General features: G+C 41.0%; 15 protein-coding genes. 11 read left to right on the top strand and 4 right to left on the bottom strand.

Going from position 1 to position 16,403, the window contains the following annotated elements:
* Window positions 1-2 precede the first annotated feature (2 nt).
* Entirely contained in the window at window positions 3-644 is a 642-nt protein-coding gene (locus HX005_RS04220; protein WP_286376405.1) for an ATP-binding cassette domain-containing protein, read from the top strand.
* A 115-nt stretch (window positions 645-759) separates the two neighbouring features.
* On the opposite strand, the gene HX005_RS04215 is transcribed toward HX005_RS04220, so the two are convergent.
* The 3 genes from HX005_RS04215 to HX005_RS04205 all read right to left on the bottom strand — a co-directional run bounded on the left by HX005_RS04215 (window position 760) and on the right by HX005_RS04205 (window position 3,135).
* Window positions 760-1,407 carry a 3-oxoacid CoA-transferase subunit B gene (locus tag HX005_RS04215; RefSeq protein ID WP_286376404.1) on the bottom strand — a complete coding sequence of 216 codons (648 nt, stop codon included), beginning with the start codon at window positions 1,405-1,407 and terminating at the stop codon, window positions 760-762.
* A 3-nt stretch (window positions 1,408-1,410) separates the two neighbouring features.
* Window positions 1,411-2,115, bottom strand: coding sequence for a CoA transferase subunit A (locus tag HX005_RS04210; RefSeq protein ID WP_286376403.1), 705 nt, complete (start codon window positions 2,113-2,115; stop codon window positions 1,411-1,413).
* A 138-nt stretch (window positions 2,116-2,253) separates the two neighbouring features.
* Window positions 2,254-3,135 (bottom strand): LysR family transcriptional regulator, encoded by an 882-nt coding sequence (locus tag HX005_RS04205; RefSeq protein ID WP_286376402.1) that lies wholly within the window; start codon window positions 3,133-3,135, stop codon window positions 2,254-2,256.
* A 409-nt stretch (window positions 3,136-3,544) separates the two neighbouring features.
* On the opposite strand from HX005_RS04205, the gene HX005_RS04200 reads away from it, so the two are divergent.
* The 7 genes from HX005_RS04200 (at window position 3,545) to HX005_RS04170 (ending at window position 9,961) form a co-directional block, all read left to right on the top strand.
* Entirely contained in the window at window positions 3,545-4,531 is a 987-nt protein-coding gene (locus HX005_RS04200; RefSeq protein WP_286376401.1) for a quinone oxidoreductase family protein, read from the top strand.
* A 24-nt stretch (window positions 4,532-4,555) separates the two neighbouring features.
* Complete coding sequence (locus HX005_RS04195) at window positions 4,556-5,404, top strand: TauD/TfdA dioxygenase family protein (protein ID WP_107006639.1); 849 nt, start codon at window positions 4,556-4,558, stop codon at window positions 5,402-5,404.
* Window positions 5,405-5,468: 64 nt separating this feature from the next.
* The gene (locus tag HX005_RS04190) at window positions 5,469-6,518 is read left to right on the top strand and encodes a beta-keto acid cleavage family enzyme (protein ID WP_107006640.1); all 1,050 of its coding nucleotides are present in this window, start codon (window positions 5,469-5,471) and stop codon (window positions 6,516-6,518) included.
* Window positions 6,519-6,648: 130 nt separating this feature from the next.
* Window positions 6,649-7,983 carry an MFS transporter gene (locus HX005_RS04185; protein ID WP_286376400.1) on the top strand — a complete coding sequence of 445 codons (1,335 nt, stop codon included), beginning with the start codon at window positions 6,649-6,651 and terminating at the stop codon, window positions 7,981-7,983.
* 4 nt (window positions 7,984-7,987) lie between these two features.
* Window positions 7,988-8,638 carry a DsbA family oxidoreductase gene (locus tag HX005_RS04180; RefSeq protein WP_286376399.1) on the top strand — a complete coding sequence of 217 codons (651 nt, stop codon included), beginning with the start codon at window positions 7,988-7,990 and terminating at the stop codon, window positions 8,636-8,638.
* Window positions 8,635-8,961: a Rieske (2Fe-2S) protein gene (locus HX005_RS04175; RefSeq protein ID WP_286376398.1), complete on the top strand. Its 327-nt coding sequence runs from the start codon at window positions 8,635-8,637 to the stop codon at window positions 8,959-8,961. Before HX005_RS04180 ends, HX005_RS04175 begins: the two co-directional genes overlap by 4 nt.
* The gene (locus HX005_RS04170) at window positions 8,954-9,961 is read left to right on the top strand and encodes a YeiH family protein (RefSeq protein WP_286376397.1); all 1,008 of its coding nucleotides are present in this window, start codon (window positions 8,954-8,956) and stop codon (window positions 9,959-9,961) included. The genes HX005_RS04175 and HX005_RS04170 overlap by 8 nt, the downstream gene beginning before the upstream one ends.
* A 133-nt stretch (window positions 9,962-10,094) precedes the next feature.
* On the opposite strand, the gene HX005_RS04165 is transcribed toward HX005_RS04170, so the two are convergent.
* On the bottom strand, window positions 10,095-11,105 hold the full coding sequence (locus HX005_RS04165; protein ID WP_107006645.1) for an AraC family transcriptional regulator: 1,011 nt from the start codon (window positions 11,103-11,105) through the stop codon (window positions 10,095-10,097).
* 300 nt (window positions 11,106-11,405) lie between these two features.
* On the opposite strand from HX005_RS04165, the gene HX005_RS04160 reads away from it, so the two are divergent.
* The 3 genes from HX005_RS04160 (at window position 11,406) to HX005_RS04150 (ending at window position 16,250) form a co-directional block, all read left to right on the top strand.
* The gene (locus HX005_RS04160) at window positions 11,406-12,002 is read left to right on the top strand and encodes an RBBP9/YdeN family alpha/beta hydrolase (RefSeq protein WP_286376396.1); all 597 of its coding nucleotides are present in this window, start codon (window positions 11,406-11,408) and stop codon (window positions 12,000-12,002) included.
* Between the two features lie 172 nt (window positions 12,003-12,174).
* The gene (locus HX005_RS04155; protein ID WP_353621993.1) at window positions 12,175-14,010 is read left to right on the top strand and encodes a DUF1302 domain-containing protein; all 1,836 of its coding nucleotides are present in this window, start codon (window positions 12,175-12,177) and stop codon (window positions 14,008-14,010) included.
* Window positions 14,011-14,618: 608 nt separating this feature from the next.
* Complete coding sequence (locus tag HX005_RS04150; protein ID WP_286376395.1) at window positions 14,619-16,250, top strand: long-chain-fatty-acid--CoA ligase; 1,632 nt, start codon at window positions 14,619-14,621, stop codon at window positions 16,248-16,250.
* Window positions 16,251-16,403: the final 153 nt, after the last annotated feature.

Raw genomic sequence — 16,403 nt, 5'->3', positions numbered from 1 at the left:
TTATGTTGCGTTGTGATTTTGAATATCAATATGCTGATTTTCACTTGAAAATTAAAATGGAACAACATACAAAATTACTGGGTATTGTCGGTGCTTCAGGCAGTGGAAAAAGTACCTTTCTAAAGTGTTTAGTGGGTTTATTGCAACCAAGTGTGGGTTTTATTCAATTTAATGGTCAAACGCTGTTTGACCGTGAAAGGAAGATTAATATTGCAATGCATCAACGAAAAATTGCATTGGTTTTTCAAAATGCGTTGTTATTTCCCCATATGAATGTACAACAAAATTTAGTCTATGCAGAAAAATGTTTAACAGCATCGCAACGTAAATTTAGCTTTGAGCAGATTGTAGAATTATTAGAAATTGAAAAACTATTAACTCGTAAAGCACATCAATTGTCGGGTGGGGAAGCGCAGCGTGTTTCGATTGGTCGAGCGTTATTGTCATCGCCAGAGTTGTTATTATTGGATGAGCCTTTAACAGGATTAGATACTTATTTAAAACAACAAATTTTACCTTTTTTAAAAAAGATACAAGATGAGATTGATTTACCCATGATTTATGTAACACATCAGCATGAGGAGCTGACTTTTTTAAAGGCAAAAGTGATTCGTCTTGGACAAAATGCGATATCAGAAATTTAAATTGCGGTATTCATTTTATTTTAAGGTTATGAAAATTATTGAGCAAAATATGATTTATCCCTACTTTAAAAAAAAGAGGGATAAGATCGGTAAAACATCGGATGATTTGTAAAAGTTATGCAACTTTTAAATCTTCAATATTTAAACTTGCACCTGTTGCAGCCTGTATTTCAGCAAGACTAACGTCTTTGGCAAGTTCAATCAGTTTCAAACCTTGTGGGGTAATATCAATCACGCCTAAGTCAGAAATAATTCGACTGACCACAGCTTGTCCAGTTAGAGGTAAAGTGCATTGTGGCACGATTTTTGGACTGCCATCTTTGGCGCAGTGTTCCATCAGAACGACCACCTTTTTAACACCTGCCACCAAGTCCATGGCACCGCCCATGCCTTTGACTTTTTTGCCGGGAATCATCCAGTTGGCAAGGTCACCTGTTTCAGAAACTTCCATTGCGCCTAAAATCGCAATATTGATATGACCACCTCGGATCATGGCAAAAGATTCAGAGCTTGAGAAAAATGAAGCTCCCTGACGAGCAGTGACAGTTTGTTTACCTGCATTGATCAAGTCTGCATCGACTGTTTCAGCCGTTGGAAATTCATCAATACCAAGTAATCCATTTTCCGACTGTAACCACACATTAATGCCTTCAGGAATATAATTGGCAACCAACGTCGGCAGACCAATACCCAAGTTGACATAAAAACCATCTTCAAGTTCAAGTGCGGCACGTTGTGCCATTTCATTGCGTGTCCAAGCCATGTCTTAAGCCTCCACTGCTTTTAAGGTCATTTGTTCAATGCGCTTTTCAGGGTTGGTATTGAGTACGATTCGGTTGACATAAATACCGGGTAAATGAATATCATCAGGGTCGATTTCACCAATTTCCACAATCTGTTCCACTTCGACTATGGTGAATTTTCCTGCCATAGCACAGTCAGGGTTAAAATTTCGTGCCGTTTTACGGAACACCAGATTGCCAGCTTTATCCGCTTTATAGGCTTTGACCAACGCAAGATCAGCGGTGAGTGATGGTTCTAAAATATAAGGTTTTCCATCAAATTCACGGACTTCTTTGCCTTCTGCTATCAGCGTGCCAACGCCTGTCTGGGTATAAAATGCAGGAATACCTGCACCCCCTGCACGGAGTTTTTCGGCTAATGTGCCTTGTGGTGTCAGTTCAACTTCAAGTTCGCCTTGCAAAAACTGACGTTCAAATTCTTTGTTTTCACCGACATAAGATGAAATCATTTTTTTAATCTGTTTGCTTGCGAGTAATTTTCCTAAGCCTATGCCGTCTGTACCTGCATTGTTGGAAATACAGGTTAAGCCTGTCACACCAGTTTCCATCAGAGCGTCAATTAAAACCTCAGGAATACCGCATAAGCCAAAACCGCCAACCGCAATTGTTTGCTGATCTTTGACCAAATCTGCTAAAGCAACGTGTGCATTGGCAACCATTTTATTCATTGTGTTGACTCCATGTCCTTTTAGTTATTATTAGCATTGCAGCAAGCACATGAGAAATTGAAAGATTTAAAGGATTAATGAGCAAAACTCATTAATCAGCAAAATGGATTAAGCTGTGTGTAAATGCATGCAGTTTTTTTAAAATGAATATGCAGTAATGACTTCAATAAACTGAGCAGAAATATGTGAAAGTTCCGTATCTTTTTTATACATCAAGCCTAAATCGAGCTGTACATTGCCTTCAGTGATTTCAACGATGACATTATTTTTTAAATCAATAAATTGCTGAAAATGTCGTGGAATTGCACTGACGCCCATGCCATAGGCAACAAAATGGGACAGCGAACTGATCTGATGGCATTCCAGTTTCAAGTTCAAAACCAAGTTGTTTTGTATGCAGCATTCTTCAATCACATGACGAATGATGGATGGTTTTTGTAAAGTCACAAATGGGTAACTACACAGCGTTGCCATACTGATGGATGGATGTTGTGCCAGAGGATGATCTTTGGGAACAACGGCGACAAAGTCTTCTTTAAACAAAGGTTCAAACACCAGTTGATGATGAAATGGCGATTCAAAACAAATCCCAATTTCAAATATACCATCTTGAATTTTTTCAATAATTTTTTCATTGGGCACATCATGAATGGAAAAATTAATATTCGGATGTTGCCTGGAAAATTCATGCAAAATCGCAGGTAAAACGGTATGCGTGGCGAAAGGCATGGAGGCGATATTTAAGTTGCCACGATGCAACTGAAATCGTTGTTTGACATCTTTTTCCATGTCTTCCCAATTGGCGAGCAATTTTTTGGCATAGGGAATTAAGGATTGTCCCTCAGGGGTCAGATTGACCAGGCGAGTGGTACGTTTAAATAATTTTCCGCCCAATTCTTCTTCTAAAGCTTTAATGGTCAAACTCAAGGCGGACTGACTCAGGCACAGTTCATCAGCGGCATTGGCATAATTTAAAACACGGGCAAGCACCAAAAAGGCTTTGAGTTGTTTGAGTGTCATAATAAATTTCAAGCCATTTAAAAAGTATGTGTGTTGTATTGTAGTCCGATCTTCATGTTTATTTTAAAAGAAAATTCAACTGATATTAAATCTTATAAATAGCTCTAAAGAGACGATTTATTGTGAAGACTTTTATATGATTTTACTTAAATAGCCTAAGTATTTTTTTTTTAAACATAAATGCATTTCAAAAATCAAACTGCATGGGTTTACAAATAACACACTTCATTTTTTTAAGCTTCGTCATTTTCCTAAAGCATTTTTTTCAATGAGCTCATCAGAAATACTTAAATTTAAATGTCGCAAAATGACAAGTAGGTGTCATGAAATGTAAAGGGCATTCAGGCAGAGTATTGTAGTTTTGCTCTATGCACTGAGCACTTAAAATAAGCAAAATAGGGAAAGGACAATGACACTGACCAAAGCAGTACGCTTTCATGAAATCGGAACACCAGACGTTTTAACACTTGAACAGGTTGAAGTGGGTACACCCAAAGCAGGAGAAGTTCGTCTGCGTCATGTGGCGGTGGGTCTGAACTATGCAGATACCTATTTCCGTAATGGGACTTATCCGATTCCACTGCCAAATGGGATGGGTGTCGAAGCATCGGGAATTATTGAAGAACTGGGTGAGGGGGTTACAGATTTAGCCGTGGGTGATCGTGTGACCTATACCGGTTTTATCAATACTTTGGGCGCATATAGCGAAGAACGCTTAGTGCCTGCCAATGCCCTGATCAAATTACCAGAAGGTATTTCCTGTGAAACAGCCGCAGCAATGACGATGCGTGGTTTAACCTCAGCTTATTTAATGCGTCGTATTTATGACTTTAAAGCTGGCGATACCATTTTATTGCATGCCGCAGCAGGTGGTGTAGGGCTTATCGTTTCACAATGGGCGAAATTATTGGGCCTAACCGTAATTGGTACGACCTCTTCAGAAGAGAAAGCTGCGATTGCCCGTGCGCATGGTTGTGATCATGTCATTAATTATAGTCATGAAAATGTGGCAGAACGTGTTCGTGAACTCACCAATGGCGTTGGGGTCAATGTCGTATTTGACAGTGTTGGTAAAGATACTTTCATGTCATCGCTTGATTCATTGAAACGTCGTGGTCTGATGGTATGTGTGGGTACAGCCTCAGGACCGATTGCAGAGTTTAATCCTGTATTACTGGCAATGAAAGGTTCTTTATTTATTACTCGTCCTGCATTGGCAGATTACATTGCTGATCCTGCTGAGAAAAAAGCGCTTGCAGATGAATTGTTTGATCATGTGGCAAGTGGTCGTATCAAAATTGAAATTAACCAACGCTATGAACTCAAGGATGCAGTTCAGGCACATCGTGACCTTGAAGCACGTAAAACAACTGGCTCGTCTATTTTTGTGATTTAAATTTGTGGTTGAAAAGGATTTCTTATGCAAGTTGAACAATTAACCTGCAGTATTGGTGCAGAGCTACATGGCGTTAATTTGGCAGATGCCATTCACGATGATGCTTTATTTTCTGAAATTCGTTCAAATCTGCTGAAACATCGTGTTCTATTTTTGAGAAATCAAGATATTACTCGTGCAGAACATGTGGCTTTTGCTGAGCGTTTTGGACAATTGGAAGACCATCCAGCCGTAGGTAGTCATCCTGATCATCCGGGTTTGGTACAGATTTATAAAAGCCCAGACAGCCCGATTGATCGCTATGAAAACTCATGGCACAGCGACGCGAGCTGGCGCAAGATTCCACCTATGGGGGCAGTGCTGCGCTGTGTGGAATGCCCAACTGTCGGTGGTGATACCATGTGGACCAATATGGTGATGGCTTATGAAAATTTGCCTGAGGAAATTAAAACCAAAATTGCAGATTTACGTGCCTATCACAGTATTGAGGCGAGTTTTGGTGCAGCCATGCCCATTGAAAAACGTTTGGCACTCAAAGCACAGTATCCCGATGCAGAGCATCCAGTGGTGCGTACACATCCTGAAACAGGCGAAAAAATTCTGTATGTCAATGCTTTTGCAACCCATTTCAGTAATTACCACACCAAGGAACGTGTACGTTTTGGTCAGGATGCCAACCCAGGTGCGGGCGAACTGCTGCGTTATTTAATTACACAAGCCAACATCCCTGAATATCAGGTGCGTTGGAGCTGGGAGCCGAACAGTATTGCGATTTGGGACAACCGCAGTACTCAGCATTATGCCGTGATGGATTATCCAGCCTGTCATCGCAAAATGGAGCGCGCGGGCATTATTGGTGATGCGACTTATTGATCTTGCAGTCCATCCATTAAATTCAAATATTTACCTTTAGTTTAAAAATGCATAGGAGATGCACATGCAATTTTTTGATGATTCTTTGCACCCAGAAAACATGGAAAAAGTGGTTATTACGGTTGCGCCGTATGGTCCAGAGTGGATGCCAGAAGATTTCCCTGAAGACATTCCCGTTACGATGGAAGAGCAAATCCAGAAAGCTGTCGACTGCTATGAAGCCGGTGCAAGTGTACTGCATTTGCATGTGCGTGAGTTGGACGGTAAAGGTTCAAAACGCTTGTCTAAGTTCAATGAACTGATTGCAGGTGTTCGTGCCGCAGTGCCTGACATGATTATTCAGGTGGGTGGTTCGATTTCTTTTGCACCAGAAACTGAAGGTGAAGCGGCAGTGTGGCTGAGTGATGACACACGTCATAAACTGGCAGAACTTGATCCTAAGCCAGATCAGGTCACTGTGGCGGTCAACACCACGCAAATGAATATTATGGAACTGTTATATCCAGAATATTTAAAAGGTACTTCACTTGAACATCCTGCCATTCAAGCAGCGTATGCTGAAATGACAGTTCCTGCGGGTCCTGAATGGCTGATTGAACATTTAAAACGTCTGGCTGCCAATGGTATTCAACCACATTTCCAGCTGACAGGAATGCACGGATTGGAAACCCTGGAGCGTCTTGTACGCAAGGGCTTATATAAAGGACCAATGAACCTGACATGGATTGGAATTGGTGGTGGTTTTGATGGTCCAAATCCATTCAACTTCTTCAATTTTGTCCATCGTGTACCAGATGGTTGTACCTTAACTTCTGAATCATTGCTGAAGAATGTTTTACCGTTGAATACCATCTCAATGGCAATGGGTTTACATGCCCGTGTGGGGAATGAAGACACGATTATTGATCATAAAGGTGAGCGTTTCTCTTCGGTTGAGCAGATTAAGCAGACGGTGCGTATTGCACATGAGTTAGGTCGTGAAGTGGCAAATGGTAAAGAAGCACGTGAAATTTACCGTATTGGTGTACAGTACGACACCATTGAAGAAACCTTATTGGCGAATGGTATGGCGCCAAACCGCAAAGCGGGTCAAAAAGGCGTACCACAGCGTTAATCAAATTTTGAGTTAAATGGAGTTTTTAACTCAGATTTTGTGCAAAAACTAGGGGATTACGTTTTGATTTTCAAGCGTAATCCTTTGATGATTAAAGTGAAAGAATTATAACAATACACAAGGAGGTTGCATGGGTATGCATCATTATACAGCTGAAGCCACTGCTGTTGATTCATCAGTCGGTGTTTCACGTCGCTATGCATGGATTGTTTTTGCACTGACATTTGGTTTACTGATTTCGGATTATATGTCCAGACAAGTGCTGAATGCCGTTTTTCCCCTATTAAAAGCTGAATGGGCACTGACGGACAGCCAGCTGGGTTGGTTGAGTGGTATTGTGGCTTTGATGGTCGGATTATTGACACTGCCATTGTCTTTTCTTGCAGATCGTTTTGGTCGTATCAAAAGTTTAACCTTTATGGCTGTGCTGTGGAGCCTAGCAACTTTGGGTTGTGCCTTGGCTGAAAGTTATCATCACATGTTTGTAGCCCGTTTTTTGGTGGGCGTTGGTGAAGCAGCCTATGGTAGTGTGGGTATTGCTGTGGTTATGGCAGCGTTTCCACGGGAAATGCGTGCAACCTTAGCCAGTGCCTTTATGGCTGGCGGTATGTGTGGTTCATTCTTAGGTATGGCATTGGGCGGCGTATTGGCTGAACATTTTGGCTGGCGCTGGGCATTTGCTGGCATGGCTATTTTTGGTTTGGTGCTTGCCATTTTGTACCCGATAGTGGTGAAAGAGAAAAAAATCAACCCTACAGGGCAAGCTTACAACACTGAACAAAAACCGCTGAAAGTTAAAAATGCCTTGAAAACCCTGTACACATCTAAAACAGTGGTTGCAACCTATATTGGCAGTGGCTTACAGCTCTTTGTTGCAGGTGCAATCATTGTCTGGATGCCGAGTTATCTCAATCGTTACTATGCTATGCCAACCGATAAAGCAGGTATTTTGGCGGCATTAATTGTGCTTGGTGGCGCAGTAGGTACGATCATTTGCGGCATGTTATGTGACCGTCTGGGACGTGAACGTGCAGATCGAAAAACCAGTCTGGCAATTACTTTTTGTTTAGGCAGTTGCCTGTTGCTTTCTCTTGCTTTTGCTCTGCCTGCGGGAACATTGCAACTGATTTTACTGTGTCTTGGCATTTTTATTGTGATTGGAACCAATGGTCCATCCACTGCGATGGTGGCAAACCTCACACATACCTCAGTGCATAGTTCTGCTTTTGCCACATTAACCATTGCCAATAATCTATTGGGTATGGCTTTAGGTCCTTTGGTGATTGGGAAAATATCGGATCATGTGGGTCTGCATGATGCATTTCAGCTGATGCCACTCATGAGTATCTTGTCCGCTGCGGTATTTTTCTATGCAAAACGCCATTATCACCATGATCTTCAGCGTTTAACGAAACAAGGCTTACTGCCTCCAACTGCAACACAGCAACAGAAATTGGATGCGTAAAAATATGCGTAATTTAAATATTGATGTCTTTTTTGAGTTTATTTGCCCTTGGTGCCTGATTGGAAAGCGCCAATTGCAAAAAGCAATTTATTTATTACAACAGAGTCATCCCGATGTCACGGTGAATCTGCATTGGCGCGGTGTGCAGTTATTGCCGCATATTGCGGAAGAAGGTATTCCATTTAAAGCATTTTATTTGCAACGTCTGGGTACAAGCACTGCGGTCAAAATGCGTCAGGCTCAAGTGCGTCAGGCAGCACAGGCTGTTGGGGTGGAGATTGATTTTGAACGTATTCCACGCATGCCGAATACCGCAAAAGCACATCATTTTTTTAAAAATGCTGCCCGACGTATGAGTCCTGAACAGCAGGATCGTTTGTTGGAAGGTATATTTTCCGCTTATTTTCATCATTCAGAAAATATCAGTGATCCTGTGACATTGCAGAAAATTGCGGTGTATTGTGGCATTGCCGAAGAAACAGTCAGCCCGATTTTAAATCAAACCGATATTTCCTTTGTATCTGCCAATACAGGCGGCAAAGGGGTGCCATATTTTGTTTTTGATGGCAGTTCTGCCATGGCAGGTGCACAGCCTGCTGCGGTGCTGTATCAAGCCATGTTGGATGCACTTGAAACACAAGGACAGTGTGTATGAGTTTACGTTTTCAGGTACCTCATGAAAAAGTTCCCGCCATAGGTCAACGGAGTTTTTTACAGCTTGGGGAAAAGTTTGTTGCGCTGTTTAATGTCGATCAAAAACTTTATGCGATTGATGACAGTTGTCCGCATCAAGGCGCTTCTTTATTTGGTGGAAAACTTGAAGGTCAGGTGATTCAGTGCTGTGCGCATGGTTTACGTTTTGATTTGGAAAGTGGTTATTTACTCAATTCTACGCACATGAAAGTCGCTTCCTATCCTGTTGAACAGGTTGAGGGTCAGGTGTTTATTGTTTTGGATTCAGGAGAGGCACATGGCTAATGCGCTCATGAATGCCCATCAACGTAGTAAAGAACTTTTACCCGGTTTTATTGTCAGTGCCGTTGTGGCAGCAGCAGCCTGTTTTTTATCGGAACATTATGGCGCTCCTGTCATGTTATTTGCCTTATTGTTGGGAATGGGGCTGAACTTCCTTTCTGCTGATGGTAAGTGCAAGGCAGGCATTGAATTTACTGCTCGAACGGTGCTGCGTATCGGGATTGCCTTACTTGGCATGCGGATTACTTTAGGGCAAATTACCGCACTTGGTTGGCAACCGATTGTGTTGGTGATCAGTTTGGTTGCTATCACCATTTCAGCCTCAGTGATTGCGGCAAAAACCCTTGGTTTTAATAAGTTTTTTGGCATGCTGACAGGTGGTGCAACAGCGATTTGTGGCGCTTCGGCAGCTTTGGCACTGTCTGCTGCATTGCCAAATCATCCGCAAAAAGAAAAGGCGACTTTATTTACAGTGATCGGTGTTTCTGCGCTGTCCACGCTCGCCATGATTGTTTATCCCATGATTGCCAAATGGTTAAATTTGTCACCAATTGAAGCAGGTGTATTTTTAGGTGCAACCATTCATGATGTAGCACAAGTGGTGGGTGCAGGTTATAGCATGTCGACTGAAACGGGTGACACTGCAACGGTGGTAAAGCTGATGCGTGTTGCGATGTTGTTGCCTGTGATTCTTTGTGCAGCCATGATTACCCGTATGCAGGGCAATGACTCCACGGGAGAGCGTCCGCCTTTATTGCCATTTTTTGCAGTGGGTTTTTTAGTATTGGCGTGTATTAATAGTACGGGTTGGGTGCCAACAATAGTACAAACAGGTTTAAATGATTTATCTCGTTGGTGTCTGGTGATTGCGATCAGTGCGCTAGGCATGAAAACCCAATTGAAAGAATTGGCTTCTGTGGGAATGAAACCGATTTTATTGATGATTGGTGAAACAGTATTCTTGATTTTATTGGTATTGACCTTGATGCATTGGTTGTTCTAATTGATCTGATAGAGAAATGAGTATGGTCAATCCCTTCTTCTTTTGGAGAAGATGAGGATTAAATATCATTGAAATGTAATAAAAAAGGCTTTCAACATGGATTGAAAGCCTTTTACTTTTATAGTTAGATTGATTATTCCAAAATGGCTTTATTGATATTACGCCAAGTCATTGGCGCCATGCCAAACTGACTGATAAACCAACGGGTAAATGAACTCGGCATGGAATAACCTAAAATATCAGAGACTTGACCCAATGAATAATTGGAATTTTTTAAATAGCGGAAAACAAGGTTACGCCGTACATCATTCACAAGATCGCTGAAACTCGTTTGAACCGCTTCCAAACGACGTTGTAAGGTACGTACATTTACCCCATGCGTAATCGCAACCTGCTCAATGGTGGCACGTCCCATTGGCAACAACAGGTAAATACTTTTGCGAATATCAAAAATAATCGAAGACTCACCATTATTTGGCAAAATATCGAGATAACGCTGAGCATGATTTGCCATGGCAAGATTGGCTTGAGGATTTGCCGTATCCAAGTCATGTGTGGTGCAGACAATGCCATTAAATTCACTGCCAAATTCGAGCGTGCAACCAAAAATCCGACGATGTACCGACAAGTCCTGTGGTGCGTTGTGGGTAAAATGAATGCTGAGTGGACGCCATTTATTGGCAAGTAAGGCAGCACATAAACGATGCGTAATGCCCAAGGCAAGCTCAATGGATTGACGGCTATAGCCCGAATTCATGGTGACAATTTCTTCTCGGATAATCACCGTATTACCGACTTCCTCAATATAAAGTGCGAGCGAATTATTCAGTAAATTACGATAACGATTAATCGTGTTCAGCGCATCACGTAAATTATGCTGATAACTGAGTAATAGACTGAGTTCACCAAAGTCAGACAATTCACGTTGTTCTGCCATATACAGACCAAACACATCACAACCACTCAAACGGGCAGATTGCTCCAATAAATCGATGGCTTTTTCTACAGGAATACGCTGTTTACTGTCACTGAGCTGATTTTGATTCAGACCGACATTGGATAATAAATGGTACGCGTTCAGCTCTAATTGTTGCATCACGCCAACATAATTTTTTAAAACTGTGCTATGCACCAAAGGCACCATTAATTATCTCCTTATTCTTGGTTTCATCATCCTGATGAACAGTATATTTATAACCAAATTAGCATGTTTCTGAAAGTCCCTATTCATCGTTAGTTACACCATCTGACTGTATTTATTGATTTTTATATAAATATAAATTTTCAGTTTTCTTTATTGAAATTAATTGATTTATACAATGTGTCATGAAATGAAAAATGACTGTCGCCTGAAGTGCATTTTTGCACAAACCGAGCCTTTATTGTGGATGAAGATTTGCGATCAATTATTGTCCTCAACGAGCATGATGCTCAAGGTGTAAAGATGGAAAAAATCGACACAAAGGCAACCATTTTAATTATTCCCGGTTTGCGTGATCATGTGGAAGAACATTGGCAAACTCATTTAGCCAAACAATTGAGCCATGTCCGTTCAGTCCCTCCCGCAGAAACCGATAAGTTGAGCTGTGCCAATCGTGTGGCACGCATTCAGGCAGAACTTGATCAGATTGATGGTCCTGTGATTTTGGTGGCACACAGCGCAGGTGTACTCATGACCGTACATTGGGCAGCTCAGCATACATCGACACAGATTCAAGGCGCGTTATTGGTCACACCACCCGACTTAAATCAGGATTGGCCGGACAATTATCCAAGTCCTGAGAGTTTGCGTCAGGAAGGATGGGAGCCTTTGCCACAACAAGCTTTACCATTTCCAAGCATTGTAATTGCAAGTGACAATGATTATTTGGCAAGTCTACAAGCCGTCACAGCGATGGCTGAAACATGGGGCAGTCAGTTGGTCAATTTAGGTCAAGTCGGACATATGAATCCTGCCTCAGGTTTTGGACCTTGGTCAGCAGCGACTCAGTTTATTGCTGAGTTGGATCGCCTGCAACAGCCTGTCGTTTCAGCATCCTAAATATTTTTAAAACTGCATCGGTTTAATTCATTTTAAGCCGATGCCAAAGATGTATTGATTTAAATATTCATGCAGTAAAAAGACTTATACAACAACAATTTATGGTTTTGTTGATGATCAGGACGATCACAGCAAAATAATTTAAAACACATCATATCGATAGGGAGATGATATGGTTCGTCATTTTTTCACCTGTAAAAATATCCAATTGCCTGTTTTTAAGTTGACTCAACTTTGTGCAAGCGTGGGCTTGGCGTGTCTGATGTCTCAGGCTTCAGCAGTGAGTTTTGACTTAAATGAAGATTGGAAACTCGAAAGCAATACAAGTCTAAGTATTGGGCAAAGTTGGAGTACAGCCGATCCTGACGGAGCATTGTTATATAAACCTGATGCCATGAGTATCGGTAAAGACGGTTCAAGTATTGACATTAATGGTGATAATGGACGTGCCAACTTTGAAAAAGGAGATGCCATTTCACAGGTCATTAAAGGTTTAACTGAATTTCGCTTAAATGGTAAAGATCAGGGCGCTGTGTTGAGTGCCAAATATTGGTATGACCATGCTTATGAAACAGGTAAAGGCGATTTTACAAGCTTTGATGATTCGGCTTGGTCTCGTTTGGTGAAGTTCAAAGGCATTGATCTTTGGGATGCTTATATTTGGAAAAATTTTAAATTTGATCAAGATCGCAGTTTAGACCTGAAGTTAGGTAAACATGCTTTAAATTGGGGGAAATCTCAGTTTTTTCATAATGGCATCAACTCTGTCAGTGCCTTTGATTATGCTGCATTTAACCGCCCGGGTGGAGATGTCAAAGAACGTATTATTCCTGTAGAGATGTTCTCTTTTGTGGCAGGTCTGAGCGATAAAACCAAAGTGGAAGGTTTTTATCAGTTCAAATTCCGACCATCGGTTGTCGATGGCTGTGGAACTTTCTTTGAGGTCTCCGATGTCTTTGCAGAAAATTGTGGTCCTTTACTCATCAGTGGTCCGGGCTTTACTTCTGATCAGGCAATGAATGGACCTTTAGACTTTACTGTGGCACGTTTACCAAGTGAATATGCCAAGAACAGTGGTCAATATGGTCTTGCGATTAAACACACGATTCCAAGTTTAAACAATGCTGAAATCGGAGCGTATTATGCCAATTATCATAGTCGAATGATGCATTTTGATGGCGTGGTGGTGTCTGAGCCGGGAGCCGCCAATTATCATACAGCACGCATTTTATCTGTTTATCCTGAAGACATTGAAATGTATGGTTTAAGTTTCGCAGGAAAATTCGGGAAAACGTCTATTTTCAGTGAGTTAAATTATAAGCCAAACATGCCATTGCACTTTAACAGTACTGATATGGTCTATGCACAGGCATTGTATAACGACACACCGATCACAGCACCGGGTGAAACTTTAAAATTAGGGCAACGAATTAATGGTTTTGCAGAAGTCCCCGTTACACAGTTTACCTTGGGAGCTGCAACAGCAATTCCGAATGTTTTAGGCGCAAGTGCTTTATCGTTGGTGGGTGAATTGGGTGTTAATCACATTGGCGATACAGATCAATACCATTTTGGACGTAGTGGAGCATTTGGACGTAGTGGTTTAACCACAGCGGCTTATGATCCTGACAAAGTCGAAACCTATTGTATTTCGCCAAAAACTGCGCAACTGTCAGATGCTGAAATCCGTGATTTAAATGCCAAGTATTGTAATGACAAGGGCTTTTTTGAGGAATGGTCAGCAGGTTACCGTTTACGTGGTGCATTGAATTATAATGACTTGCTTGCAGATACCACAGTTTCACCAAGTCTGATGTTCCGCCACGATGTCAAAGGCTATGGTCCTAACTTTCAGGAAGGGCAAATGGCGCTCAGTGCAGGCGTTTCTGCAACTTATCAGAAGAAATATGTGACTGAACTTTCCTATACCAACTTTTTTGGCAATAACGATTTTAGTGTATTGGATGATCGTGATTTTGCATCTTTGGTCTTTAAAATGCAGTTTTAAAATTTATACCATTTATACTTAGATTAATTTTTCGATGCCTTATTTTCTAAATAGAGAATAAGGTATTTTTATGGCTAATGCATACATTGTGTTTAGTGGGAAAATTAATTTATAAGATTTTATGCTATAAAAATATTTTTGTATTTCAAATGTATACTGATGAAGCTTTACATTAAATTCTAATGCAATGCATAAAATTAAACTTAACGAAGTGATGCTATCGCAGGCGACATGGATGTCGCCGTTGGGCAAGGGTGATATCCCTTTTGCCCAACAAAGGATTTTTGTTACCTTGCGGAATATATTCCTCATCCTTAAAAAGTAAGATGTTGCCTACGCAAATGAGTTTGAATTTTGCAATATAAATGGGGCAGTGCGAAATAATATTCTACAGGTTTCTTTATTGATAAAAATCAGTATAGATTTTAGAACATTACCAAAAAACCTCCTAAAAAAGCACCGAAATGTGTCGAAAAGATAAATTCGAGTCGTCAAATGATAAAAAATAAAAGAAAAAATCAGCTAATTTAAAAAACATACTCACAGTGCTTTGACACTGAAATTTAAAAAAATTGATTTCTGCGAATTCGGAAATAAGGATATTTTCCATGTATGGCAATATGATGTTTCAGCCCTTGCTGATCAGTGGCTTAATTGAACATGCGCAAACTTATCATGCAGATACTGCCATTATTTCAAAAAATACCAATGGCACAATCACTGAAACAACTTGGGGTGAGATTGCCCAAAATTCAAAACGCTTTGCCAATTATTTAAAAACACTGAATTTAGCTGCAAGTGATCGGGTGGCAACGATTGCATGGAATAACCATCGTCATTTGGAAACTTGGTATGCGGTGTCAGGCAGTGGCTTGATTTGTCACACCATTAACCCACGCCTGTTCCCTGAGCAACTCAGTTTTATTATCAATGATGCAGATGACCAAGTGCTGATTTTTGATAAGACTTTTGTCAATTTAGTCTTGTCAATTAAAGACAGCATTCCACAGGTCAAACAATTCATTTGCTTGGATGCTTATGATGCAGAGATTGCTCAAATTTTCCCTGACATTCAGTTCTATGATGATCTGATTCAGCCCCAACCTGAACAATTTGAATGGGCAAAACTAGACGAAAATTCAGCGAGTTCATTATGTTATACCTCAGGTACAACAGGGAACCCTAAAGGTGTGTTGTATAGCCATCGCTCAACTGTTTTGCACAGTTATGCAAGTTGCTTACCTGATTCATTTTGCTTATCTGCAAATGATCGTGTTTTACCTGTCGTGCCAATGTTCCATGTCAATGCATGGGGCACACCCTATGCCGCAGCAATGGTTGGAGCAAGTCTGGTATTGCCGGGTCCAATGCTCGATGGCGCAAGTCTGGTCAATCTGATTGATGATTTTCAGGTGACCACTGCTTTAGGTGTGCCGACCATTTGGCAAGGTTTGCTCAATGCAGCACAGCAATTGGGCAGTCAACTGAGCAGTTTAAAACGCAATGTTGTAGGCGGTGCAGCATGTCCACCTTCAATGATTAAAACCTTTAAAGACAAATATCAATGTGTAACCATTCATGCATGGGGCATGACAGAAACAAGCCCGATGGGTGTAATCAATCAGCTTAAAGCCAAACATGCGCAATTGGATGATGTCGCACAAGATCAAGTACGCTTGTCACAGGGACGTCCGCCCTATGGTGTGCAATTACGGATTTGTGAACAGGAAAATGGCACGACAGAAATCACACGTGATGGAAGTAGTGTAGGTAATTTACAGATTAAAGGGCATTGGATTGTCGATACCTACTTTGGTCAAGATAGATCTGCGCTTACAACAGATGGTTGGTTTGATACAGGCGACATCGCTACTTTAGATCAAGATGGTTATATGAATATTGCAGATCGTTCCAAAGACTTGATTAAATCGGGCGGCGAATGGATTTCATCGGTCGAGCTTGAAAATATTGCAATTGCACATCCTGACATCGACATGGTCGCGGTCATTGCTGCCACGCATTTGAAATGGGATGAGCGTCCTGTATTGATTGCAAAAAAATCTGCTCATGGCGTTGTGACAGAACAAGATCTATTGGACTACTACCATAACAAAATAGCCAAATGGCAAATTCCAGACAAAGTGATTTTTGTTGATGCAATTCCAATTGGTGGCACAGGTAAGATTTTAAAGAAAGATTTACGTGAAATGTATGGATCAGTTTTATTGGAAACTGAGTGAGTATTTTATTTGCAAAATGTTGATTCAAAATAGAGTGCCAAAACACTTGGTTTTAAAACATTGAACAAATGATCAAGGAAAGGAATATGACACAAGAAACGTCTGCAGGCTTAAGATTTAGACAAGCACTGGAAGTGGAAAAACCATTACAAA

The sequence above is a fragment of the Acinetobacter sp. R933-2 genome (assembly GCF_030325485.1).
GTDB lineage: Bacteria > Pseudomonadota > Gammaproteobacteria > Pseudomonadales > Moraxellaceae > Acinetobacter > Acinetobacter sichuanensis.
The sequence above is the reverse complement of the archived record's forward strand: the minus strand, read 5'-3'. Positions and strand labels throughout refer to the sequence as shown.